16 protein-coding genes and 4 pseudogenes are annotated in these 23453 nt (G+C 69.5%); 9 read left to right on the plus strand and 11 right to left on the minus strand.

The features are described 5' to 3' along the window. Positions 1–144: 144 nt before the first annotated feature. Positions 145–1914 (plus strand): pentapeptide repeat-containing protein, encoded by a 1770-nt coding sequence (locus ABZY45_RS14065; protein ID WP_356739570.1) that lies wholly within the window; start codon positions 145–147, stop codon positions 1912–1914. Between the two features lie 129 nt (positions 1915–2043). Here the strand turns inward: ABZY45_RS14065 and ABZY45_RS14070 are convergent, their stop codons facing one another. Together ABZY45_RS14070 and ABZY45_RS14075 are read right to left on the minus strand one after the other, a co-directional pair. Next, entirely contained in the window at positions 2044–2268 is a 225-nt protein-coding gene (locus ABZY45_RS14070; RefSeq protein ID WP_356739572.1) for a hypothetical protein, read from the minus strand. Between the two features lie 190 nt (positions 2269–2458). Next, positions 2459–2887: a hypothetical protein gene (locus tag ABZY45_RS14075; RefSeq protein WP_356739574.1), complete on the minus strand. Its 429-nt coding sequence runs from the start codon at positions 2885–2887 to the stop codon at positions 2459–2461. 321 nt (positions 2888–3208) lie between these two features. Here ABZY45_RS14075 and ABZY45_RS14080 point away from each other — a divergent pair. Further along, positions 3209–3734, plus strand: a pseudogene (locus ABZY45_RS14080) (hypothetical protein). A gap of 201 nt (positions 3735–3935) precedes the next feature. On the opposite strand, the gene ABZY45_RS14085 reads toward ABZY45_RS14080, so the two are convergent. The 3 genes from ABZY45_RS14085 to ABZY45_RS14095 form a co-directional block, all read right to left on the minus strand. After that, positions 3936–5693, minus strand: a complete 1758-nt coding sequence (locus tag ABZY45_RS14085) for a ThuA domain-containing protein (RefSeq protein WP_356739576.1) — start codon at positions 5691–5693, stop codon at positions 3936–3938. Further along, positions 5690–8509 carry a PQQ-dependent sugar dehydrogenase gene (locus tag ABZY45_RS14090; protein WP_356739578.1) on the minus strand — a complete coding sequence of 940 codons (2820 nt, stop codon included), beginning with the start codon at positions 8507–8509 and terminating at the stop codon, positions 5690–5692. The genes ABZY45_RS14085 and ABZY45_RS14090 overlap by 4 nt, the downstream gene beginning before the upstream one ends. A 616-nt stretch (positions 8510–9125) precedes the next feature. Further along, positions 9126–10499 (minus strand): hypothetical protein, encoded by a 1374-nt coding sequence (locus ABZY45_RS14095; RefSeq protein WP_356739580.1) that lies wholly within the window; start codon positions 10497–10499, stop codon positions 9126–9128. Between the two features lie 268 nt (positions 10500–10767). Between ABZY45_RS14095 and ABZY45_RS14100 the strand changes: the two genes are divergently transcribed. Both ABZY45_RS14100 and ABZY45_RS14105 read left to right on the plus strand, forming a co-directional pair. Beyond that, on the plus strand, positions 10768–11859 hold the full coding sequence (locus tag ABZY45_RS14100; protein WP_356739582.1) for an IS630 family transposase: 1092 nt from the start codon (positions 10768–10770) through the stop codon (positions 11857–11859). Positions 11860–11861: 2 nt separating this feature from the next. Next, positions 11862–12221: a DUF4158 domain-containing protein gene (locus ABZY45_RS14105; RefSeq protein WP_356739695.1), complete on the plus strand. Its 360-nt coding sequence runs from the start codon at positions 11862–11864 to the stop codon at positions 12219–12221. Positions 12222–12558: 337 nt separating this feature from the next. On the opposite strand, the gene ABZY45_RS14110 is transcribed toward ABZY45_RS14105, so the two are convergent. From ABZY45_RS14110 to ABZY45_RS14120, 3 genes and pseudogenes are all read right to left on the minus strand, one after another. After that, complete coding sequence (locus tag ABZY45_RS14110; protein ID WP_356739584.1) at positions 12559–13110, minus strand: EF-hand domain-containing protein; 552 nt, start codon at positions 13108–13110, stop codon at positions 12559–12561. 135 nt (positions 13111–13245) lie between these two features. Next, positions 13246–15546 carry a molybdopterin-dependent oxidoreductase gene (locus ABZY45_RS14115; protein ID WP_356739586.1) on the minus strand — a complete coding sequence of 767 codons (2301 nt, stop codon included), beginning with the start codon at positions 15544–15546 and terminating at the stop codon, positions 13246–13248. Between the two features lie 522 nt (positions 15547–16068). Beyond that, positions 16069–16293, minus strand: a pseudogene (locus tag ABZY45_RS14120) (hypothetical protein); the annotation flags it as partial. Here ABZY45_RS14120 and ABZY45_RS14125 point away from each other — a divergent pair. Next, a pseudogene (locus ABZY45_RS14125) lies at positions 16247–16438 on the plus strand (hypothetical protein); the annotation flags it as partial. The pseudogenes ABZY45_RS14120 and ABZY45_RS14125 sit on opposite strands and share 47 nt — an antisense overlap. A gap of 445 nt (positions 16439–16883) precedes the next feature. Here the strand turns inward: ABZY45_RS14125 and ABZY45_RS14130 are convergent. The 3 genes from ABZY45_RS14130 to ABZY45_RS14140 form a co-directional block, all read right to left on the minus strand. Further along, positions 16884–17663, minus strand: a complete 780-nt coding sequence (locus ABZY45_RS14130; protein WP_356739588.1) for an NUDIX hydrolase — start codon at positions 17661–17663, stop codon at positions 16884–16886. A 59-nt stretch (positions 17664–17722) separates the two neighbouring features. Further along, positions 17723–18214 (minus strand): hypothetical protein, encoded by a 492-nt coding sequence (locus tag ABZY45_RS14135; protein ID WP_356739590.1) that lies wholly within the window; start codon positions 18212–18214, stop codon positions 17723–17725. Between the two features lie 194 nt (positions 18215–18408). Beyond that, a complete protein-coding gene (locus tag ABZY45_RS14140; RefSeq protein ID WP_356739592.1) occupies positions 18409–19611 on the minus strand; it encodes an IS110 family transposase in 1203 nt (400 codons plus the stop codon). A gap of 357 nt (positions 19612–19968) precedes the next feature. On the opposite strand from ABZY45_RS14140, the pseudogene ABZY45_RS14145 reads away from it, so the two are divergent. The 4 genes and pseudogenes from ABZY45_RS14145 to ABZY45_RS14160 form a co-directional block, all read left to right on the plus strand. Beyond that, positions 19969–20214, plus strand: a pseudogene (locus ABZY45_RS14145) (ATP-binding protein); the annotation flags it as partial. Between the two features lie 185 nt (positions 20215–20399). Next, positions 20400–21344 carry an alpha/beta hydrolase gene (locus ABZY45_RS14150; RefSeq protein ID WP_356739594.1) on the plus strand — a complete coding sequence of 315 codons (945 nt, stop codon included), beginning with the start codon at positions 20400–20402 and terminating at the stop codon, positions 21342–21344. Continuing rightward, complete coding sequence (locus tag ABZY45_RS14155) at positions 21344–22684, plus strand: MFS transporter (RefSeq protein WP_356739596.1); 1341 nt, start codon at positions 21344–21346, stop codon at positions 22682–22684. Before ABZY45_RS14150 ends, ABZY45_RS14155 begins: the two co-directional genes overlap by 1 nt. Further along, positions 22681–23442, plus strand: a complete 762-nt coding sequence (locus ABZY45_RS14160) for a 4'-phosphopantetheinyl transferase superfamily protein (protein ID WP_356739598.1) — start codon at positions 22681–22683, stop codon at positions 23440–23442. Before ABZY45_RS14155 ends, ABZY45_RS14160 begins: the two co-directional genes overlap by 4 nt. The last annotated feature ends 11 nt before the right edge of the window (positions 23443–23453 follow it).

The raw sequence follows: 23453 nt of genomic DNA on the forward strand, positions 1-23453 counted from the left end.
GTATCTGCTGAGGATGACCTGCCACAGCCCCAATGCCCGGGCGCACCTCGTTCTCACCACGTACTCCCGAAAGCCCAAAAGGACCCTCGCGGTCTGCCACCTATCAAGGCAACCGCCCCGCAGGCACAGGACGTCTCACGGAGCATGACGACCACCGGCACCCCACCCGCCGCACCGTCCTGGCCGCACTGCGCACGGGGTGCCGAGGCGTTCGACACGGTCGGCTGCCGCGGCATCAAAGTCGCCCCGTACGATGCGTGCCTCGCCCACCTGACCGACCCCGACCGCAATGCCTACCTGGCAAGCCTGGCCCCCGGCAGCAACATCGATCTTCGCGGCACCACCTTCACTGAGCCCCTGCTAGCGCCTCTCCTCGACGCCCTCCGTGACCCCACCACCGGGCACCCTCGCTTCGGCAGAGCCAGGTTCGATTCGGCGGCCTTCCTGCGCCGTGCCACGTTTGGGTCGGTGACCTTCGAGGGCGATGCGTGCTTCGTGTCGGCGACCTTTCGGGACGACGCTCAATTCATGTCGGCATGGTTTGAGAGCAGCGCTGAGTTCCAGGGGGCAACTTTCCGGGTTGGGGCCGCGTTCGGGTCCGCGACCTTCCACGGCAATGCCTGGTTCGTGAGGACGGTCTTCCAGGGCCGCACCGCATTTCATGCGGCCACGTTTCAGGACCGAGCTTGGTTCAGGTCGGCGACCTTCCAGGGCAACGCAGGGTTCGAGGCGGCAACCTTCCAGGGCGACGTGGGATTCGAGGGGATGACCATCCACGGCGACGCCTGGTTCGGGTCGGCGGTTTTCGAGCAGGTGGTGGATATGGGGCCGTTGGTGTGTGCTGGGCGGGTCGACTTGTCCGGGGCTGTGTTCAGAAGCCCGGCGACACTTATGCTCGCCGCGCGCAGACTCGTCTGTAGGCGGACTCGCTGGTCGTCGACAGCCACGTTGCAGCTGCGCTATGCAACAGTGGACTTCGACCACGCGGTCTTCGAGTATCCCCTCACGATCGCTGCTCAGGCCCATCCCTTCGCGCAGGTCAAAGGGCATGCGGTGGACGAGCAGGTGCTGGCCCATGCGCCTGGTGCTGTGGTGCGGGTCGCCACGCTGCGCGGGGTGGACGCGGCGCACCTGGTCCTCGCGGACGTCGACCTGTCAGGGTGCCTGTTCCTCGGGACCGTGCACCTGGACCAGCTGCGGCTGGAGGGCGCCTGCACCTTCGACACCACGCCGTCCGCGATCCGGTGGCGGGGCTGGCGTCCCGTCCGACACACCCCACGCCGCACCCTCGCCGAAGAGCACCACTGGCGCGCGAGCCAACCAGAGGCCACCCCTGGCTGGAACGTGGCCGTGCTCGGTGCCGGACGTGTCGGGCCGCTGCAATTGGCGCCCGTGTACCGCGCGCTTCGTAAAGCGTTCGAGGACGGCAAGCACGAGCCCGGCGCCGCCGACTTCTACTACGGCGAGATGGAGATGCGTCGGCACGCTGACGATATCCCCCGAAGCGAGCGAAGCCTGTTGACCGCCTACTGGGCGCTGTCTGGCTACGGTCTGCGTGCCTCCCGCGCCTTGGGCTCGCTCGCCGCGACCATGCTCGTCACCGTCGTGCTGCTGATGGCCTTCGGGCTCCCGCAGGATGATCTGAAGCAACAGGCAACTGGCAGCGTGCCGACGGGTGGGGGCAAGGTCACTTTCGAGATCGACAAGGATGACCCGCGCAACCCCACCGGGGACCGGTTCACCACGAAGCGCTTCGAGAAGGCCCTGAGCGTCACGCTCAACTCGGTAGTCTTCCGTTCCAGTGGGCAGGACCTCACCACCAGCGGAACGTACATCGAGATGACCTCCCGCCTCGTGGAACCCGCTCTCCTAGCCCTTGCCGTCCTCGCTGTCCGCGGCCGCATCAAACGCTGACTTGCGGCAGGCTCGCGGTATGGAATTGGCGGGAGGGTGCCCCTTGCGCGGAGCCTGGACCGTACTGCGGTCGGGAGGCCGGCCGGCCGATCATGGGCAGAGACAGATAGAAACGCCGGTCTTGCCTGCTTACAGCGGCGCCAACTCCACCCTGCCTGTGAATCGGCCACTCACTTGATCGGCGAGCCAGTGGACGCGGGCGATCTGGTCGCCGTTCCGATCCCGGACGTGAACGTGGGTGGTGTGGTCCTGCGACGGTTCGTCCTGGTAGAGGTCCCGGGAATTCACTGTCAGCGTGAGGCACGCGTACTTCTGCGAGATCGCTTCCAGCCCGGCTTCGGGAACCGCAGCCATGCGTTCAGATCCCATCGAACAGCCGCGGGGTCCGGCCCCAGAGCGGCGACGAAGGCTCAGCGCGGTCCAGCGGACGCCCCCAGTCGAACACTCGGATCGGCAGGCAGTCTGCAGGACGGGTCGCGCAGGAAGAACCTCCATGCCACCACCAGCAGTCCGGCGCCGCAGGGCAGTAAGAAGGCCGCAGCGGTCAGCCAGCCCAGTTGGTCCGGGGCCTCCACGACCGTGAACAGGACCACCAGCACCAGCGGTAGCCGGCCACGCCCATGCTCACCCGGGCGGCGCGGGACGTCTTCGCGAGTGGAGTCCGGGGCGTGGACGTGACGGTCACCAGGGCCGCCCCGTCCGTGACGGGCGTGACGCCCTCCATGGCCCCCCGCAGACCCTCGGCGAAAGCAGTCACGGCGTGCCTGTTGCGGCTGCGCACCTCGAAGGCGCCCCCAGGGGCGTCACCGATGCTCCGGAGCCGCACCGCCGTACGGCCGTCACTCTCCACGGCGCCGACGGCCCGCAGCGGTATCACCCACGTCGTACGCCCCCGAACCACCCTCACCTCCCCATGCCCCAGCCGCATGGCGCCACCGCGCCCCTTCAGTACGATCTGTGCGTCCCGCCCCATGAGCCGGATCCTAGTGGGGCAGGGGGCGTCTCCAGATGAGCGGGCTGAAAGGGAGTCGCGACGGTTCCGCCACGTGGCGAGGCCGCGTCCGCGTCCGTGGATGACCGGCACCGGGGTGGAGCGGACGCGCGGAGCCGGTGCCGGCGGTGCACCCGGGACGGACTCCCACCGGCGAAGAGGATTCCCCGTCCCCGCCACCTGTCGATCGTGGTGTGTGTCTCGCCCGGATGCGTCGTCGCATTGGTGCACCGGTTCCACTGCGGCGAGCGTAGTGGTGACGTCCGCAGATCTCCGCGGGCCTTCACGCAGTGAGGAGCAACGATGTCGGAACGCAACACCGCTCTGCGCAGTGTCCACGACCTGGGGCTGGCAGCATGGTTCGGCGGGTCCCTGATGGGGGCGGTAGGTCTGAACGGCGCCGCCAGGAGCGACGGCGATCGGCGCTCACCTGATCGGCGGCACCGGTCTGCTGGCCGCCAACGCGGCCCGTGTGCAGCACCAGCAGGGGGTCGCCGCCTCGACCCTCGCCAAGACCGTGCTGACCGGGGCGGCGCTGGCCGCGACCGCGTACAGCAAAGTGCTGGGCAAGAAGCTCGAACTCGTCACCTCGGACAACCCCGACGACCTGGAGAAGGCCGCCAAGCACCCCGTCGACCTGGACAAGGCCCGTACGCAGCTGACAGTGATGCAGTGGGCCGTCCCGGCTCTGACCGGGGCCGTCGTCGTGCTCAACGCACTGCACGGAGAGCAGCAGCGACCGTTGCAGCAGAAGGTCGGGATGCTGCAGAGGGCCACGTCCCGGGTACCTGTGCCTCACGTGCACCAGCACCTGTGCGCCGTCCGCTGAGGTAGTCGCCCGAGGTTCGCCGGGCCCTCGTGCCCGGCGCGGGGTGGGCCGTTGCGACGGCGCGGTCTCCCCCCGAGGTTCCTTCTGTGGGAACGGCGGCGGTGCGCTTCGGCGTCGCGCCCCGCCGCCGTCACCGGCCCGATGTCGCGGCCGGTTCCGTCGTCAGCGCCTCCCGCGATGACGACGGAGTCGAGGGCCTGCTCAGCCCGGCAGCACCCACCTCTGGTTGACGGCGGCGAGGCAGGTCCACAGGTGGAGCCTGGTGCCGTCGGCGGAGGACACGCCGGACGCGTCGAGGCACTTGCCCGACTGGGGGTTTCTCAGGGTGCCGTCGCTCTGGGGTGCCCACTTCTGTGCGGCGGTGTTGTTGCAGCCGTAGAGCTGGATCTTCGTGCCGTCGGCTGTGCCGCCGCCGCTGATGTCCAGGCACTTGCCGAGGGCGCGCAGTGTCTGGTCCGTGCCGACCGTCCATTGCTGGGCCGCCGACTGGTTGCAGGTCCACAGCTGGATCTGCGTACCGTCCGCGCTCGCGCCGTTCGCGACGTCCACGCACTTGCCGCCGATCCCCGTGACGGCTCCCTCCCTGGGGCCGGTAGTGCCTCCGAGCTCCTTGATGCGGATGTTGCGGAAGGCGACGTCGTCGCCGTCGCCGTGGTTCTGCAGGCCGATGTGGCCCTGTTGGAGGCTGCGGGCGGGCACGGTGTTGGTGAAGTCGTTGATCTGCACTCCGTTGAGGTACACCCTCAGACGTTCGCCCTCGACCCGGATCTCGTAGGTGTTCCACTCGCCGGGAGGGTTCAGCGCCCTGTCCCGGGCGGCCAGATCGGCGGACTTGTAGCCGTAGACGGAACCCGTGGTGCGGTCCGGAGTGTCCGTGGCGTCGATCTGGATCTCATAGCCGTTGTCGACGGCCGACCACGGGTCGTCGGAGGCCGGGAAGCCCACGAAGACACCGGAGTTGTCGTCACCCGCCTGACGCCAGTCGAGCTTCAGCGAATAGGACCTGTACTCCTTCGTCTGGTACCAGAGCAGGCCGAGACCGCCCTGCGAGGTGAGGGTGGAGTCGGCGTGGGTGAAGGAGCCGGGCCCCGCCTGCTTCCAGCCCGTCGTTCCCGAGGTCCCGAAAAGCGTGGCGTAACCCGTCTCCGGGCGGCAGTCGGCCTCGGTCATGCCGGCTGACCAGCGGATGCCGCCGAGCAGGTGGCGGCGGAAGGCCGGGTCGGCGTAGGACTCCTCGGTGTGGCCGCCGCCGGTGTAGAAGGCGCGCCCGCCCTGGTAGTCCTTGCACCAGGCGATGGGGTGGTCGCCGCTCATTGAGCCGCCGCTGTAGCTGGACTCGTCGAGCGAGGCCAGTACGTGGGCGCTGGTGCGCGGATTGGTGCGGTAGTTGTACCACTCGTCGGTCCGCTGCCATGACGGGCCGAGGTGGGCCGTGGCGTCGTGCGCACGGTCCTCCACCTTCACGGTGGCCGGCTGGATCGCCGGGTGCGACTGGAACAGGGCGCCGGCCAGACCCGCGTACCAGCCCCAGTCGTACTCGGTGTCGGCCGCGGCGTGGATGCCGACGTAGCCGCCGCCCGCCGCGATGTAGCCCTCGAAGGCGGTCTGCTGGGCGGCGTCCAGAACGTCGCCCGTGGTGGAGAGGAAGACGACGCTGTCGTACCCGGCCAGGTTGGCCGGGGTGAAGGCGGCGGCGTCCTCGGTCGCCGTGACGGTGAAGTTGTTGGCGGTGCCAAGGGCGCGCAGGGCGGTGACGCCTTCGTCGATGGAGGAGTGGCGGAAGCCGGCGGTCTTGGAGAAGACGAGCACGTCGTACGCCGGGTCGGCGGCCGATGCCGCGGGGCGTACCGAGGGGGCCGGCCCCGAATCGGCGGCCGTGGAGACGGCTGAGGGCAGGACGGCGGCGGCGAGCAGTCCGCAGACCGCCACGGAGGTCAGGGTGCCGAGTCGTCGGCTCATGGCAGGATCCACTTCTGGTTGACGGCGGCGAGGCAGGTCCACAGGTGGAGCTTGGTGCCGTCGGCGGAGGACACGCCGGACGCGTCGAGGCACTTGCCCGACTGGGGGTTTCTCAGGGTGCCGTCGCTCTGGGGTGCCCACTTCTGTGCTGCGGTGTTGTTGCAGCCGTAGAGCTGGATCTTCGTGCCGTCGGCTGTGCCGCCGCCGCTGATGTCCAGGCACTTGCCGAGGGCGCGCAGTGTCTGGTCCGTGCCGACCGTCCATTGCTGGGCCGCCGACTGGTTGCAGGTCCACAGCTGGATCTGCGTACCGTCCGCGCTCGCGCCGTTCGCGACGTCCACGCACTTGCCGCCGATCCCCGTGACCGGACCACTGCGAGCGGGTGTGCCCGTGGTGCTCAGGGTGAAGTCGTCGACGTCGAAGAGGGATCCGCTGCCGCCCTTGAAGACGAGGTACAGGGTCGTGGTGCCGGCAGGACGGTTGGTGAGGGGCGCGGACACGTTCTGGAAGGCGTCCCAGCCTCCGGTGACGGGGACGGCGGCGGAGCCGAGCAGGGTCCCGGTGGGGGATCCGGCACGCACCTCCAGAGTGCCTCCACTGCCACCGGAGGAAACCCGCGCGGTCAGTGAGGTGGCGTTGCCGAGGAGGTACGGCGTGAAGGAGATCCAGTCACCGTTCTCGACGTTCCCGACGGTCTTCCCGCCGTTCGCCGACGCCTTGTCGATGACCGTCACGCCCGCGGAGGCGCCGTAGTGCTCGGCCTGGCGCTTGCTGCCCTGGCTGATGTTCTGGTCGTGCGTCGTCAGGGCGGGCTGGCCGTTCGCCCCCTTGTCGGTGTACTCGGCATCCCAGACGCCGAAGATGTTCGCGTTGGGGTCGTGTTCACCGTCGGCGATCGTCTGGACGGTGCCGGAGCAGCCGGTGGCCGACGTCTGAGGGTGACCGTGGCTGTCGTGGCCGACGATGAAGGTGACCTTGACCTTGGAACAATCGATCGTGCCGTCCTCGGGGTCCGTGACGGTCACCCTGAAGGGAACGGCCGCGCCCGGGTCGATGATGGCGCCGTCGGCCGGGAGTTCCAGGCTGACGGCGGGGGCGGTGTTGCCGACGGTCACGATGACCGAGGCGGTCGCGGTGTTCCCGGTTCCGTCGGAGAGCGTCAGCTCCGCCGTGTAGCGGCCGTTGGTGGTGTAGGTGTGCGAGGGGCTGGCCGCCGTCGAGGTCGAGCCGTCGCCGAACTTCCAGGAGTAGCCCAGGGGGTCGCCGTCGGGGTCGGAACTCCCCGCCGAGGAGAACTGCACCGCCAGTGGTGCCTTCCCCGACGTTCGGTCGGCCGTGGCCTTGGCGATCGGGGAGCGTCCTCCGGTGACGTTCTCGATGCGGTAGAGGGCACTGTTGGCGTCGCCGTTGAAGTAGCCGGTGCCGTAGTCGAGCACGTACAGCGCACCGTCCGGACCGAAGGCCATGTCCATGATCTGGGTGCCCTGCCAGGGGAACGCGTTGATCGACTGCACGGTACCGTCGGCACCCTGCTCGACGCGTTTGATCCACTTGCGGCCGAACTCGCCGGCGAAGAAGTCACCGTCGTAGCTCTCGGGGAACTTGACCGAGGAGGCCGACGCGGCGTTGTAGCGGTAGACGGGCCCGCCCATGGGCGATTCGGAACCGCTGCCGAACTCGGGCACCGAGCCACCGTCGTACGGAATCCAGGCGGGCTGCGCCGGGGGCAGGTCGGTGAGGCCCGTGTTGTTCGGCGAGGTGTTCCTGGGGGCGGCGCAGGAGAACGCGGAGCCCGATGCCGAGGTGGCGAAGTCGTAGTCGACGTAGGCGCTGTTCTTGCCGGTGCAGTACGGCCAGCCGAAGTTCCCGGCCTTGGTGATCCGGTTGAACTCGACCTGTCCGGCGGGCCCGCGGCTCGCGCTCGCTGTGCCCGCGTCGGGGCCGTAGTCACCGAGATAGACGATGCCGGTGGGCTTGTCGACGCTCATCCGGAACGGGTTGCGGAACCCCATGGCGTAGATCTCGGGTCTGGTCCTCGCGGTACCGGGGGCGAAGAGGTTCCCCGACGGGACGGAGTAACCGCCGTCCGGGTTGACCTTGATGCGCAGGACCTTGCCCCGCAGGTCGTTGGTGTTGCCCGACGAACGCTGGGCGTCGTAACCGGGGTTGCGGTCGGCCCGCTCGTCGAGGGGGGAGTAGCCGTCGGAGGCGAACGGGTTGCTGTCGTCCCCGGTGGAGAGGTACAGGTTGCCCTGGGCGTCGAAGTCGATGTCACCCCCGACGTGACAGCACAGGCCCCGGCTGGCCGGGACGTCCAGGACCTTCTTCTCCGTGGTGGTGTCCAAGGTGCCGTCCGTCCTGAGGACGAACCGGGACAGCCTGTTGACGCCGTCGAACGGTGCGAAGTCCGCTGCCGAGCCGTTCGCGGGTGCGTCCCCGGCGGGGGTCGAGAGCTTCGGCGCGTAGTAGAGGTAGATGAAGCGGTTGGTGGCGAAGCCGGGGTCCACACCGACGCCCTGGAGCCCCTCTTCGTCGTGGGAGTAGACGTCCAGCTTCCCGGCGACCTTGGTGGTGCCGGCGGCGTCCGTGAGGCGCAGCGTGCCGTCCCGCGAGGTGTGCAGGACGGACCTGTCTGGGAGGACGGCGAGCGTCATCGGCTCACCGGTCTCGGCCACCCCCTTGGCGAGGGTGACCTGCTGGAAGGCGTCGGCGGCCGGGGCCGCTTCGGCGGGTCTCTGCTGGGCGGTGAGGGCGCCCGCGACGACGAGCAGGGTGCAGACGAGCGCCGCGAGGGGCCGGGTGGGTCTCCTGTGCACGCGAATCCTCCGTGGGTGACGGGGCCAGGGTGGAACACAGGCGCGCGCCGTCGCGCCGGGGAGGCGGGTGCCCACGAGGGGAGGGAAGGCACTCCGTCCTTGTTGTCCGGTTCAGATCAGGAAGGTAATGGCTTTTGCCCCCGCCAGATAGCCCTTTGACGCACCGGGCGGCAACTTTCTCTAGGGGCGGGACAAAGAGCCTGGCGAGGGAGCCGGCGGACGGGGCGCGCAGTGGGCGTCTGCCGACGAGGCCGCCGGCGCCGCGCCGGCCGGGCGGGGAGGATGCGGCCCACGCCGGTGCCGGCCCGTGGGAGGAGGACGGACGTGGTCCGGTGTCACAGTGCGGTGCGGCACATGTCGGCGTACCGGGCCGGACGCCTGGCCCTGGACGTGCGCGCCAAGAGACTGCGGGCTCTGAGCCGGGCGCTCTCGCGGGGGCCGGACGCGACGCCGGCCGGGCCGCGGGGAGCCATCAAGGGGACGGGCAACTACCGGACCTGGCACGCCGGTTCACCGGTCGCGCGCTCGTGGGGCGGGCCGAGTCCCCAGTCCGTGAGCGGCTCGGAGCGGCCGGAGTGTGCCTGTGCTGTGCGCCCGTCCGGGAGGGCGCCGAGCCCTACGGGCAAGGGGGTACGCCTGGGAGGGTGTCGCCGGGTGAGCTGATGTAGATGTTGGTCACCCATCCGCCGTACTGGGGCAGGTAGGCCCACCAGTCGTTGACGTAGGGCGGGACGGATACCGTGCCGCCCTGCTTCTGGCATCCCACCAGGACGTGCACGCCCGCGGGCAGGGTGGTGAGCGCGGTGGCGGAGGTGGTCGCGGCGGCACGGACACGCACGCCGCTGCCCCAGGTCGCGAACCGGGTCCCGGAGGGGCTGACGGACCCGGGCACGTGCAGGGAACCGGTGAGCGCCGTGACCTTGCTGTAGGCGGTTCCGTAGGGCGTGCCGTCCGGATGGAGTGTGAGGACGGCGACGACGGTCCGGTCGTCGGGGCCGACGGTGCCGGTGGTGTGCAGTGCGTCGGACGTCAGATCCAGGGCGGTGGCGTTCGCGGGTGCGGCGGTGCCCGTCACCGTGCCCGGTGCGGTGCTGGACCCGCCTGCCGGGCTCTCGCCGGCCCCACACCCCCCGGAGGTGAAGCCCGACCAGCCCTGCTTGACCGTCCCCGGTGCCTCGAAGGCGGAAGGGAGGCCGAAGTGCTGGTCGAAGCCGTCGGCGGCGCAGCGCGTGTACTGGCGCAGAGCGCCCAGGACCAGGTCCCGGACCGGCGGCGGCGCTTCGTCGAGCAGATGGCGGTAGACCCGGACGGTGTCCGCAGCGGTGGTCGCCGTGTAGCCCCAGTGACCGGGGTAGGCCGTGGGCGGCGGGACCGTGCCCGTGAGGCCCAGACGGGGCACCATTCGGGTGATGACGGCGCTGCCGCCACCCGTCGCCCAGTAGTGGCTCGCCGCAGCGTCGTCGCTCCTGCTCAGCATCGCCCGCAGCCGGTCCCGGTCCGCCTGCGGCACGTCGTACACCGGTCCCCGGTCCCACAGGTAGTCCAGGGCGAGCAGCAGCTTGACCACCGACGCGGCGCGGAACGGCCGGTCCGCCTCGTGGAGTTCGGTGAAGTCACCGGTCACCCGGTCGAACACGGCGACCCCCGCCGTGACGCCTTCGGGAATGCCCATGAGGGTGCCGACCCCCCTCCTGTCGGTGCCGGGTACCGCTACGACGCCCGGCGCCGGGGCCGAGGCGTGCGGAAGCCACACCGCGCGGGCGGCGTCCGGGGCGGCCACGGTGGCGGCTGCGGAGGCGGGGGAAGGCGCTGCGCCTGCGGGACCGGTGCACACGGCCATCAGCAGCCCGGCGCACATGAGGACCACGGCCGGCCACGGCTGGTCACGGCGCGGAGGACGCCGCAGCCCGCGACGGACCACGCGGAGCAGGTGCCCCCGACCGGTGGTGCCGGGTGGCGGCAGCAGGCGGGTGGGACGGAGCGGAGGCATGAGGATGAGGGCTCCTTCGGGCACGGCCGGGGGTGGCTGGACGGCCTGGTGACGCTGGGGCACGTGGACGCCAGGGTGGTGACGGGCGGAGGTGCCGCGCAAGCAATTCGTTTCTGGTCGAAGGAGGCCGCGACCCGCTTGTCAGCCGCACCGGCCGCCGTTACGTTCCCGATGTCTCACTGCGCCCCGGCTCGGTGTTCCGTCCGGGCCGCCTCCCCCACCTAGTCTTCTGAGTCAGGAATTCTGTTCAGATGTGTAGGGTTGCCTGGTGGCACGCACTGGGCGGCCGAAGGCCGAGTTGGTCCTGTCGGATGAGGAGCGGGCTGCGCTGGAGGGATGGGTGCGGCGCCGCTCCACTCCGCAGGCGTGGGCCTTGCGGTGCCGGATCATTCTGGCCTGCGCGACCGGCGCGTCGAACAAGGACGTGGCCGCCCAACTCGGTTCGACACCGCATGCGGTGGGCCGCTGGCGGAAGCGGTTCGTCGAGCACCGGATCGCCGGACTGGGTGACATGCCGCGTCCGGGCAGCCCGAGGACGGTCACCGACGGGCAGGTCGCGGCGGTGGTGAAGCGGACGCTGGAGTCGACGCCGAAGAACGCCACGCACTGGTCGACGCGGGCCATGGCCACGGAGATGGGCCTGTCGCAGTCGACCGTGTCGCGGATCTGGCGGGCTTTCGGCCTGCAGCCGCACCGCACCGAGACGTTCAAGCTGTCCACGGACCCGTACTTCATCGACAAGGTCCACGACGTCGTCGGCCTCTATCTGGACCCGCCCGAACGCGCTCTGGTGTTCTGTGTCGACGAGAAGTCGCAGATCCAGGCCCTGGACCGGTCCCAGCCAGTGCTGCCGATGATGCCCGGGGTCCCGCAGCGGATCACCCACGACTACGTGCGTGCCGGCACCACCACCCTGTTCGCCGCCCTGGAGGTCGCCACGGGGAAGGTGATCGGCTCCCTGCACCGCCGGCACCGGGCCGAGGAGTTCAAGAAGTTCCTGATCAAACTCGACCAGGAGATACCGGCGGGCCTGGACGTCCACCTGGTGCTGGACAACTACGCCACCCACAAGACACCGGCCATCAAGACCTGGCTGCTGACTCACCCCCGCTTCCACCTGCACTTCACGCCCACCGGCTCGTCCTGGCTCAACCTGGTCGAGCGGTGGTTCGCCGAGCTGACCAACAAGCAGATACGGCGAGGCGTCCACAAGAGCGTCCAGGCCCTCGAGAAGGACATTCGTACCTGGATCGCCGCGTGGAACACCGCCCCCAAGCCCTACGTCTGGACCAAGACCGCGGACGAGATCCTCGAACGCCTCGCCAACTATCTGAACAGAATTCCTGACTCAGAAGACTAGCGCTGAAGTCGTACCAGCGCATGGGGTGCTTCGCAGAGTTGGAGGAGATCCCTGAGACCGTGGTTGACCTCGTGGACCTACCGGAGGGCACGGTGCCAAGGGCCGTGAACCGTACGGCGGAACGGCAGCGGACCGCCGTACGCCAGCGCACGGGCTTGATCTACGGCAAGGCGAAGGCCCGGAAGATCGCTGAGGCGGTGATGCGGAGCGAGGCCGTCTCTATGAACCGTCTGGCGGACCTGATCAACAGCGCGCTGGAGAAGGTGATCGAGGCCGGGCTGGAGCTGCCGGGCCTCACCACGCTGGACACGCTCGCGGCGAAGGTCCGCACTGTCACCTTTCGCACGCGTGGTGAAGGCTGATCGGGAACTACCGCACGGTGCTCAAGCACATCGCCGAGGTCGGCCCGGCCCAGGACGCGCTCACGAAGGCAGCGGCCATGACCGCTAAGACCCGACCGGGCGCTGGAGGACCTGGACGAGGAGACGGCAGCGGACGAGGTCACGAAGCGGCTGGAGGGCAAGGTGTCCCCGGCCGTGATCACCCTGATCAACGCGCACCCACAGCCACCACAGGCGCTGCCAACCCCACCGCACTCGACGCTCCTAGGCGCTACGCGCCCCCACCCCGCCACACGGCCGCCGACCAGGGTGACAGAGACTGGTGTGAGGGCGGGTCCCAGGGCGCATCCGAGGGCTGTCAGGTAGTGACCTTGCCGAAAATGTGGTTGGCGGGCGCCTCGGGGTCGTTGCCGTAGAAGAACTCTTCGAGTGCGTGGTGGAACTCGTCACGGTCCAGTCCGCCGGAGCCGTCGCGGTCCAGGGCGGCGAAAACGGCGGCGCAGTCCTCGCCGGGGACGGCGGCGACCGAGTCGAACATCTGCTGGAACTCGGCCTGGTCGATCTTGCCGTCCCCATTGAGGTCGACGAGGTCGAAGAAGCAGTTGGTGACCGGCCCAATCTGCTGCGGGTAGAGCGCGCGGTCGATCAGGACACTCTTGAAGCCTTCGGTCATCTCCCGCACGTCGACCTTCCCGTCACCGTCCTGATCCATCGGGGCGATGACGTTCGACCAGAACTGGTCCATCCCCTCGGTGAGTCGGCGGGCGGTCTCGGCATCAGGGGTGGTGTCGCGGGCGCTGATGTAGCGCTCGCTCATCTTGCGGACATCGTGCTGGGTAATGAACCCGTCGCCGTCGACATCGGCGCCCCTGAACCACTGGCCGTACTTGATTTCTTGAAGTGCAGTCATGACTGCGCACCGTATTCATGCAGTCACGGCCATGCAAACGCCTGAGTGGAGGCCCGGCGCCGGCCCGGACCTGGCGACCGCGCGCCTGGCGAGAGTGAACAGGGCAAACACTCCCGTCGTTGCGATGGCTTCGTTTCAGTGTTCGAGGTGTGGTGGTGTGAAGGCGAGGAGCTCCTCGACCGGCCCGTCGTAGACCTCGACGTCGACGAGGGCACTGTGCGCACTGGGGCCCTGGGACAGGCGCGAGCACCCGCGGTCCCCGGTGAGAGTGTTCGGGTTGCCGTGCCGGTCCAGGGTTCCACTCCGACCCGGCCGGGCCGGGTCCCACCACGCTCCGGTGGACAGCTGAATGACGCCGGGCATAACGGCCTCCGACAGGATCGCGCCCGCCAGACAGCTGCCTCGGTCGTTGAAAACGCGCACGATCACGCCGTCCTCGATACCGCGGAACGCCGCATCTTGCGGGTTGATCGTCACGGGCTCGCGGCCGTGGATCTTTGACTTGAGGCTGTGGCCACCGTTGTCGTACTGGCTGTGCAGGCGAGAGGCAGGCTGATTCGAGATCAGGTGCAGCGGAAAGCGGTCAGCCAGGTCGGCGCGAAGCCACTCCACGGGTTCGAACCACGTCGGATGTCCGGTGCAGTCGTCGTAGCCGAATGAGTCGATCGCCTCGGAGAAGATCTCAATCCGGCCCGACGGCGTCGTCAGGGGGAAACGCTGCGGATCGGAACGCAGTGCCTCGAAGCTGCCGGGAAACGGCCCACTCAGGGCCGGCATTTCGACACCCCAGGCGTGTTGCCAGAAGTCGTCGAAGTCCGGCAGGACCGCGTCGTCGCCGAGGTTGGCCCTTGTCTGTTCGTAGAGGTGCCGGACCCATTCGCTCTCGGAGCGCGCCTGGGTGAACTCGCGCTCATAGCCGAGTCTGGCAGCGAGGGCGGCGAAGATCTGGTGGTCGGTGCGAGCCTCGCCGGCCGGCTCGCGGACCTTCGGCATCGCGACGAGGTGGGGGTCGGAGAACCCGGCGGTGAAGTCGTCACGCTCCAGACTGGTCGCGACGGGAAGCACGATGTCGGCGAACTTCGCCGTGGTATTCCACCAGGCTTCATGGACCACCACCGTGTCCGGACGCTGCCAGGCACGGGTGAGGCGGTGGAGGTCCTGGTGGTGGTGGAAAGGGTTGCCTCCGCACCAGTAGACCAGGCGAAGCTCGGGCAAGGTCAGGCGCCGGCCGTCGTAGTCGATGGTCTTGCCCGGGTGCAGCAGAGTGTCGGCGATCCGTGCGACAGGGATGAAATCCGGAACGGGGTTGGACACCCGGGGAATTGACGCCAAGGAGGGGCGGCCGGGGGCGACGCCGGTCGCGTCCATCGTCGCGTAGCCCGCGCCCCAGCCGCAGCCGGGCCGTCCCATCGAGCCTGTCATGGCGGCCAGCACGACAGACATCCAGATCGGCTGTTCGCCGTGGTCCGCCCGCTGTATCGCGTAGTTGACCATGATGAGGGAACGTTGCGTGGACAGGCGGCGCGCGAGGTCGGTGATCGTGTCGTGGCTGATGCCCGTGATCTCCGTCGCCCAGGCAGCGTCCTTGGCGATACCGTCGAGCTCGCCGGTCAAGTAGGAGGCGAAGCGGTCGAACCCGACGCAGCACCGGCGCAGGAAGTCCTCGTCGTGCCACCCGTTGACCAGCATCGTGTGGGCGATGCCGAGCATCGCCGCGGTGTCGGTGTTGGGGATGACGGGCAGCCACTCGGCATCGAGGAAGCCGGCGGTGTCACTGCGGATGGGGCTGACGTTCACGAACCGCACCCCGGCCGCACGGCACTTTCGCTGCAGGTCCTGCGTCCGGTGCCGGGCCAGCCCACCAGGGTTGATCTGGCTGTTCTTCAGGGCCAGCCCCCCGAACGCCACCACCAACTCACAGTTTTCGGCGATCTCGTCCCACATCGGCATCCGGGACTGGTAGCTCCACGGAGCCCCGCCGATCACGTGCGGAAGGATGACCTCCAAAGCCGCGGTGCTGTACGTGTTGCGGGAGTCGGTGTATCCCCCGCCCAACGCCAGGAACCGGTGGAGCTGACCCTGCGCGTTGTGGAACGCGCCCGCACTCGCCCAGCCGTACGATCCGCCGAACACCGTGCTGTCCCCGTGCTGTGAACGCACCCGACGGAGCTCCTCGCTCACCAGCGTGAGCGCGTCGTCCCAGCTCACCTCCACGAAGGCGTCCGTGCCCCTGGCCGTGTCATGGGCGCGCGGCAGGCCGTTCAGCCAGCCCTTGCGCACCGCGGGGCGCAACACGCGGGCGCTGTCGTCGGCGGCTGTCACCATCCCGGGGCCGATCGGCGACGGCGCGGGGTCATCGCTCCTCGGCTCAATACGCACCAGCCGACCGGAATTGACCACCGCGATAAAACTGCCCCAGTGCGTCGCAACCGACATGCGTTGTTCCACCGTGCATCAACTCCACCCCTGATGTTCCCCGGCTCCCGGACAGCGGTTGCTTACGCCACAGGGCTCCACTTCAGTCGACGGCCCGCAGGACAGAGACTTCCCCTGTGGCCTGCTGCCCAAGCCCGGCGGTGCCCACGACAGCCAAGAGCCGCACAGAAGTCCGGCCCGCATCGACCCGCACCACGAAGCACCTGTCGGCAAACGATGGCACCCCCAAGTAATCAACACACCACCCACGTATGATCACGTGATCGTGGAAGCACAGGTGCGTGACGACGGGTTTTCGCCAGCTCAGCAGGACGAGATCTGGAGACGCTGGCGCGAAGGACAGCCGTTCCGCATAATCGGGCGGGCGCTCGGGGCACCGATGCAGCACGTCCACTCGTAGCCGTCCTCCTCGCCTCGCCCGGCCCCTGGTCATCGCCGCTGAGCAGGTCGTTGATCTCGTCCTCGGTGAGCTCGACGTCGTCCATGGCCCACATGATGCCGAAGCCACCCCTCGTACCGGGCTCACTCGTCCTGGCCATTGTCATCGTCGTCGAGATCAACGGCTTCCGGATCGCGCAGCGGGCGCAGGCCGTTGCCCGGCTGGGTGGCGGTGAAGCTGTAGCGGCCCAGGACATTCAGATTCTTGTGCTTGAGCGGGGAGAGCCGCGCCACGTCCTCGTCGCGGATCTCCTGGCTTTCGGCGCGGAGCCGGGCGACGGGGGCCCACGAGATCCGCGATGAGGACATCGCCGGGCTCTCTTCGCTCAAGCACCGCAACCTGAACCTGCTCGGCCGCTACAGCTTCACCGCTAGCGTCCCGGCCGCCGGTGTCCTACGGCCGCTGCGCGACCCGAACACACCGGAGCTGGACGAGGACGACGACAGGGCCTGACAGAACACGGACCGTGCCGGGTTGCCGAGCGAGTCGAGGAACCCGGCGGCGAGATCTTCGTGACCACCACAGACACGTCCGCGACTGCCACACCTTCCAGGTCCTGGCCGGCGCCAACACCACGGCCAGTGACCAGCCCTTCCACGTCATCGTCCCCTGACGGCAGGGCTGTGAGCAGGTGGAGTCGAGCGCGCGGCGCCCGGCTCCGCCTGCGGTGCCGGCTCAGCAGGAGCCGGCACCGCAGGCGGTCAGGGATGAGCGCGTGATGCAGCGGTTCAGTCGCTCAGCGGGAAGAAGTAGAGCCCGTCGCTGACGAGACCCAGTTGAGGCGCGTTGTTGAGGCTGGGCAGCGTCTTGTGGAGCTGGAACCTGAGGAACTCGTCACGGCTGGTGTAGGCATCCGCCGTGGGGACGGTGTGCAGAACGGCCTTGGCACGGTCACTGTTCAGGTAGGCCGACCTGCCGCGATTCCCAGCCGGTGTTCCGCATAGGTCGTCACGTGCCCGGCTTGAAACACGAGACGCAAGGACACGCATTCTGCTTGCATAACGTCAGGCGCGAACAGCCAGCCCCACACCTGGGTGACGGTGAGGTTGTGCGGGGCCGGTCCGGGGTGCCAGGGGTGGCGGTAGGACGGGCGGGCGGTTCGCAGAACGCCGAGGCGGTCCAAAACGCCGGGGGCAATGGGTTGGCCGTTCTCCAGGAGTGTCGTGCCGGCGGAGTTGATCCGGGCCCGCAGCGCGGACAGGGCGCGTCGGGCGTCGGGCGGGGAGAGCAGATCGGGAAGTTGTGCGGGCTCGACGAAGTCGATCGCGGTGATCTCGCTCGGGGGCAGACGGATTTCGCCGATCCGGTCGTCGTCCCAGGTACCGCCGTCGAAAACGTGCAGGATCTCGCCGGGAAACCGCATGCCGGAAGGCACGCTGACACTCCCGGGGGAGACCCAGTCGACGGCCAGGCACTGGTCGACGGGGGCGGTGACCCCGATTTCCTCCATGAGCTCACGGGCGGCTGAGTGGGCGGGGGATTCGCCCTTGTCGATGGCGCCGCCTGGCAGGAGGCACGTGTCGCGGTAGTCGACGTGCTGGACCAGGACCTGCCCGTGCCGGTTGGTGATCAGCACGGACGTCCCTGCCCACACCGCGGCCGAGGTACGCAGAGCGCCGTATGCCTTGTCGCTCATTCGAGTGCCGGGCAGCTCGCCGGGAACGGATGTGGTGGTCATGGCTCTCCGATCGGGAAAGGGCCGGATGGGCCCGGACTCAGCGAAGTTGTTGGCCGCTGTCAGGCAGTGAGCCGATGGGGAGTGCCGGGACGGGGTCCGGTCGCGAGCCGGGTGAAGAATTCGGTCGCGATGATGGCGCGTCGGGTCTCCTCGGGCAGGCGGGCGAGGATGCCGGGCAGTGGCCGTTCGCGGGCGACCTCCCCGCGGTGCGCGAGGACCGCCGCCCACTTCTGTGCCAGCCAAGGGGTGACGTCGACGGTGGTGGTGGCGTACGCGTCCGGCACCGCGAGCACGGCTTTGCCGACGGCCTCCAGAAGCGGCCCGAGTTCGCCGACGCCGGACTTGGGGTGCGTGGCGCAGTACACGGCGCGCGGTTGCCAGGGCTCCCCTGCTTCAGGGTGAAGGTGCGCGAGGCCCGCGTCCTGAGCGGCGAGGAGAGCGGCCTGGTGGGTGCGGCGGTGGTCCGGGTGACCGGTCAGCTGACCCAGGGCGTCGTGCGTGACCACGATGTCGGGGCGGTACGAGGGTAGGTCACGAAGTGGCTCCCTCATCGAGCGGGTGGGGGGGTGCCTCTATGTCTTTGGTCAAGGTGCTGGCGTGGCAGTGTGGCGGTCATGAGTGATGACGTGCCTGTTCGGGAATCGGAGGGCGAGGGCATGCGTCCGTGCGACTTCTGTGGTCATCCGGTCGTGACGGGCTCGGTCGACGAGCGGGACTGTCCTGTGTGCGGCGAGGACGCTGCGGATCAGCCCGTGGTGGCTGGTCGTGGTTCGTAGAAGGTTCCGTCGCGGAGCATGGCGAACAGGACGCTGATGCGGTGGCGGGCGAGGCGGAGGAGGGCTTGCGTGTGGGTTTTGCCGCGGGCTCGGCAGCGGTCGTAGTAGGTCCGGGAGGCGGGATCGTGCAGGGCAGCGAACGCGGAGAGGAACATCGCCCGCTTCAGCTGCCGGTTCCCGCCTCTGGGGGCGTGTTCTCCGTGGATCGACGTGCCGGACTGCCGGGTCGCCGGGGCGAGGCCCGCGTAGGAGGCCAGGTGGGCGGCGCTGGGGAACGAGCTGCCGTCGCCGACCGTGGTCAGGAGGACTGCGGCGGTCCTGACGCCGATGCCGGGCATCGACGTCAGGACCTCGGAAAGAGGGTGGGCCTCCAGCAGGGCCTCGATCCGGGCCTCCAGGGCGCGGCGTTGTTCGTGGACGGCGGCCAGGGACTTCGCCAGCGACGGCACGATCACGTCCAGGGTGTTGGTGCCCGGGACGACGACGGTCTGCTCGTCCAGTGCGGCGAAGATGTCGTCGACCAGCCGCTCGGCCATGCGCGGGGCCCTCGGACGGACGACCTCGACGAGCCTGCGGCGGCCGGCCTTCCGCAGAGCCTGCGGGGATCCGTAGCGCTCGAGGAGCCAGGTGACGGCCTGGTGGTCCAGGCGCGGGCCGAGGACTCGTTCGAGGCTGGGGTGGAACTGGGTGAGCAGGCCGCGGATGCGGTTGGAGGTGCGGTTGGCCTCCCCGGCGAGGTCCTGGTCGAAGCCGACCAGCATGGTCAGTTCCGCGGTGACTTCGTCGGTCAGGTCGAGGGTGCGCAGGGTGTGGGGCATGGTGCGGGCGGCATCCGCGATGACGGCCGCGTCCTTCGCGTCGGTCTTGGCCTCGCCCGGGTAGAGGTCGGCGATCCTGCGCATGGCGAGTCCGGGCAGGTAGGCGACCTGGCAGCCGGCATCCCTGGCGACGGTCGGCGGGAGGGCGCCCATGGAGGCGGGCTGGTCCACGACCACCAGGACCGTGCCGAACTTGTCCCGCAGCTTGTCGAAGACCGCCCGCAGCTTCGGTTCGCTGTTGGGCAGCGGCTTGTCGAAGACCTTCTTCCCGGCCGGAGTCAGACCGTGTCCGTGATGCGTCTGCTTGCCGACGTCCAGGCCCAGGAAGACGCCTATCCCGCCGATCTCGACCATCGTGCCCCCACATGCGTCGACGCGTGCCGACCCCGCACTCGGGTGCCGTTCTCGCGCATCCACGTTATGCAGACCTGCCGCCCGCAAGCGGCCGGGCATTGCGCCCGGCCGGGCGGTGGTCAGATTTCTGATCAGCGTCTCCGACGGCACCCCTCGGACCCGGTGACACCCCCCCCAGGTCATCTCTTCGACAGGGGGCAACAGTCATGCCGGGCCCGGAGGCCAGCGGTCCTCTTGCAGGACCGCGAAAAAGATAACGGGGGGGCGGAGCGGGAGGGCCCTTACGGGAGGGGTCGCCCGTCCACATCCCCGGACGCTCCGAGGCGTGGGGCGACGAACGCGTCCCGCCCGATGAGGGTCACGAACGCCATGCGCTACGCCGGTGGTCCGGTGCTGCTACGCCTCATCAAGGACCAACGGCTGATCTGCGAGGTGTCCGACACCAGCCAGACTCAGCCGCATCTGCGCAGAGCCCGCCTCACCGACGAGGGTGGCCGCGGGCTGTTCCTCGTCGCCCAGCTCACCCACCGCTGGGGCAGCCGCTACACCGCCTCCGGCAAGACCATCTGGACGGAGCAGCTCATCGAGGACCCGGAGAACTGACCGAGCGCTCCGGTGGCGCATGACGCTGCTCTGACATTGCCTGACATGGACCGCACAGAGTTGTACGAGCGCTGAACAAGTCCACGGCCCCCGGGCCCGGGCTGCCTTGCGCGACCACCGGCCCCCGTCGGAAGCTTGTCCGGCGGACGTGCAAGCGGCACCCCACCGCGTAGAAGGGATGCGCCGTGCGTAAGACGTCTTCCGACGACGCCCGGGACCGGTGGGCAGCCGGATCCACATCTCCCGGTGTGCGGCGAGTCAGCCTCGACGGTGGTGGCACCGTGCTGTCCGGGCTGCTCGCCGAACCCGCGACGAGCCCGCCCCGAGCCGTCGTCGTCGCCCTGCACGGTGCGGGGATGACAGCGCGCTACTTCGACGGGCAGAGCCACCCCGACCTGTCCCTGCTCGCACTCGCCCCCCGCCTCGGTGTCACCGTCCTCGCTCTGGACCGACCCGGATACGGGCGCTCAGCAGCCGCCCTGCCTGATGGCCAGCCGCTCAGGGAACAGGTGGAATGCGTACGGTCCGCCATCACGTCCTTCACCTGTTCCGCCGAGAGCGGAGCGGGAGTCCTGCTCCTGGGGCACTCCTTCGGCGGCAAGCTGGCGCTCTCCCTCGCCGCGGACCCCGCACCGTGGCCACTGATCGGCCTCGACGTCTCCGGATGCGGACACCGTCACTCGGACGTCGCGAACGAGCTCCGACAGCTGCCCGGAACCCGGCAGAGGCTGCTCAACTGGGGTCCGTCCCACCTCTATCCGCCCGGTGTGTTCCAGGCCAGCAGAGGCGTCGTGGCACCTGTTCCGTCCCGCGAAACGGAAGGCGCGGCACACTGGACGCGTCGGTCCAGCTCCCTCCTGCCGCGCATCAGCGTCCCCGTCAGGCTGACCTTCGCGCAGCACGAGGCGTGGTGGCGGCACGCGGACGCCGACCTGGCGGAGCTCGCCGGCCTGCTGACCGCGGCACCCCGCGTGGTGCTGGAACGGCTGCCGAACGCGGGGCACAACATCAGCCTCGGCTGGGCGGCCCGCCCGTACCACCTGCGGGTGCTCGCCTTCCTCGACGAGGTTCTCGGCGACCGGGAGAGGGCGGTGGAACGCGGGCGCGGACCGGCTGCCACCCGCGCGTGATGACCTCGACCGGAACACGTGTCCTCGCGTCCCTGCGCACCCGCAACTTTCGGCTGTTCGCGAGCGGTCAGCTCGTCTCGGTGGCGGGGACCTGGATGATGGTGGTCGCCCAGGACTGGCTCGTGCTGGAGATGACCGGCGACTCGGGCACCGCGCTGGGTGTCGTCACCGTCCTCCAGTTCACCCCCGTCCTCCTGTTCACCCTCTACGGCGGACGACTCGCCGACCGATACGACAAGCGGACCCTGCTGATGCTCGCCAACGGGGCGTCGGGTGTCCTGGCACTGGTCCTGGCATCGCTCGTCCTCACGGAGGTGGTGGAGCTCTGGTACGTCTACTGCTTCGCCTTCGCGCTCGGGCTGGTGAACGCGGTCGAGGTGCCGGCCCGGATGTCGTTCGTCAGTGAGCTCGTCGGCCCCGCTCTCCTCCCCAACGCGTCGGCTCTGAGCGCCGCGTACTTCAACGTGGCGCGTGTCGCGGGCCCCGCGCTGGCCGGGCTGCTCATCAGCCAGTGGGGGGCCGGCTGGGTGATGCTGGCCAACGGCCTGAGCTACGTGGCCACCGTGGTGGCCCTGCGGCTCATGCGCCCCGCCGAACTCCACCGGGCGCGCCGGACGGACCGGTCGGGTGTCGGGGACGGCCTCCGGTACCTGGCCGGCCGCCGTGACCTCGTGGTCACGCTGTCACTCGTCGCCGTGGTGGCCGTCTTCGGGATGAACTTCCAGCTGACGCTGCCTCTCCTGGCGAGGACCGTGTTCCATGCGGACGCCACCACGTTCGGACTGGTGACCGCGGCCTTCGCCGTGGGATCTCTGCTGGCCGCATTGTCCGGGACACTCCGCAGAAGACGGCCCTCCGCACGGCTCGTCGTCACCTCCGCGGCGCTGTTCGGCGTGTCGGAGGCAGCGGTGGGATGGGCGCCGACCCTCCCGTCGGTCGTATTCCTGCTCTTCGTCACCGGATTCACCACGACGTACTTCGCGCAGGCGGCGAACCATCGCGTCCAGCTGGGCAGCGATCCAGGTTTCCGAGGGCGGGTGATGGCCCTGTACACCCTCATCCTCCAGGGATCGGCGCCTCTGGGGGCTCTGTTGATCGCCTGGATCAGTGAGCAGTCCGGGGTCCGTACCGGCTTCGTCGTGGGCGGTCTCGTCTCCCTCGCGGCCGCGGGAGCGGCGATCCCCGGGGAGCGATTCGGCCGTCGGCTCGCCGGAGGGGGACTCGCCGCGGAGGAGGAAGCGGCGGGCACCGCGCCGGAGGGGAAACTACCCGTGGCCCGTCACGACCGTCCGCCCTCGTCATCGTCCGAACACACTCCCAGGGACGGTGTCTCCTCGTGAGCGGCACGCTGCGCCACGTGCGGAACGGCCGTACGGATGTGTGGGCCGTCCCGGGCGACCCCGATCTCACCAGGGGCCCGGATCCCCTGTACCCCTCGGTGCTGGACGACCGGGAGCGCGGCCGGGCCGCCGCGTTCGTCCGTGTGAGGGACCGGGTCCAGTACGTCAACGCCCACCTCGCCCTACGGCACCTGCTGTCGGCGTACTCCGGGGTCTCCGCCCGCCTCCTGCGACTCGGCCCGCCCGCCCACGGCACCGACGGGGCCGCGTCGGGCGGCGCTCCCGTGGTGCACGGTGTGTCCGGCGCGCCGCGTTACTCGCTGTCGCACAGCCACGGACTGATCCTCGTCGCCGTCGCGGCGCAGCCGGTCGGCGTCGATGTGCAGCGGATACCGGGGCCCGGCACGGTGGACGCCTGTCTCGGCTTCCTCCACCCCCGGGAACGGGCGGAGCTGGCCGCACTGCCGCGCGAAGGGCTCGCGGCGGCGTTCGCGCAGCAGTGGGCACGGAAGGAGGCGTACCTGAAAGGGCTGGGCACCGGGCTGGCGCGCAGCCCCCGGCTGGACTACGTGGGCGCTCGCAACCGCGGTGCCGGGCCGGCGGGCTGGCATGTCGTGGACATTCCGGTGAGTGCGGGGTACGCCGCGGCGGTCGCGGTGCGCTCCCCGGCGGCGCCCGACGTCGTCCTGCGCTCCTGGTCGGCTTTCGGCACACGGCCCGGCCAAGCGTCCGCACCACACGGGGCAGGCACGGCGTGAGGGCCGGCCGC

Source organism: Streptomyces sp. NPDC006516, assembly GCF_040611875.1.
GTDB lineage: Bacteria > Actinomycetota > Actinomycetes > Streptomycetales > Streptomycetaceae > Streptomyces.

Bases quoted from the DNA above. Each gene is read 5' to 3' on its own strand.
- ABZY45_RS14065 (WP_356739570.1), top strand. From the start codon at position 145: ATGACGACCACCGGCACCCCACCCGCCGCACCGTCCTGGCCGCACTGC.
- ABZY45_RS14070 (WP_356739572.1), bottom strand. From the start codon at position 2,268: ATGGCTGCGGTTCCCGAAGCCGGGCTGGAAGCGATCTCGCAGAAGTAC.
- ABZY45_RS14075 (WP_356739574.1), bottom strand. From the start codon at position 2,887: ATGGGGCGGGACGCACAGATCGTACTGAAGGGGCGCGGTGGCGCCATG.
- ABZY45_RS14085 (WP_356739576.1), bottom strand. From the start codon at position 5,693: ATGAGCCGACGACTCGGCACCCTGACCTCCGTGGCGGTCTGCGGACTG.
- ABZY45_RS14095 (WP_356739580.1), bottom strand. From the start codon at position 10,499: ATGCCTCCGCTCCGTCCCACCCGCCTGCTGCCGCCACCCGGCACCACC.
- ABZY45_RS14110 (WP_356739584.1), bottom strand. From the start codon at position 13,110: ATGACTGCACTTCAAGAAATCAAGTACGGCCAGTGGTTCAGGGGCGCC.
- ABZY45_RS14115 (WP_356739586.1), bottom strand. From the start codon at position 15,546: ATGTCGGTTGCGACGCACTGGGGCAGTTTTATCGCGGTGGTCAATTCC.
- ABZY45_RS14130 (WP_356739588.1), bottom strand. From the start codon at position 17,663: ATGACCACCACATCCGTTCCCGGCGAGCTGCCCGGCACTCGAATGAGC.
- ABZY45_RS14135 (WP_356739590.1), bottom strand. From the start codon at position 18,214: ATGAGGGAGCCACTTCGTGACCTACCCTCGTACCGCCCCGACATCGTG.
- ABZY45_RS14140 (WP_356739592.1), bottom strand. From the start codon at position 19,611: ATGGTCGAGATCGGCGGGATAGGCGTCTTCCTGGGCCTGGACGTCGGC.
- ABZY45_RS14155 (WP_356739596.1), top strand. From the start codon at position 21,344: ATGACCTCGACCGGAACACGTGTCCTCGCGTCCCTGCGCACCCGCAAC.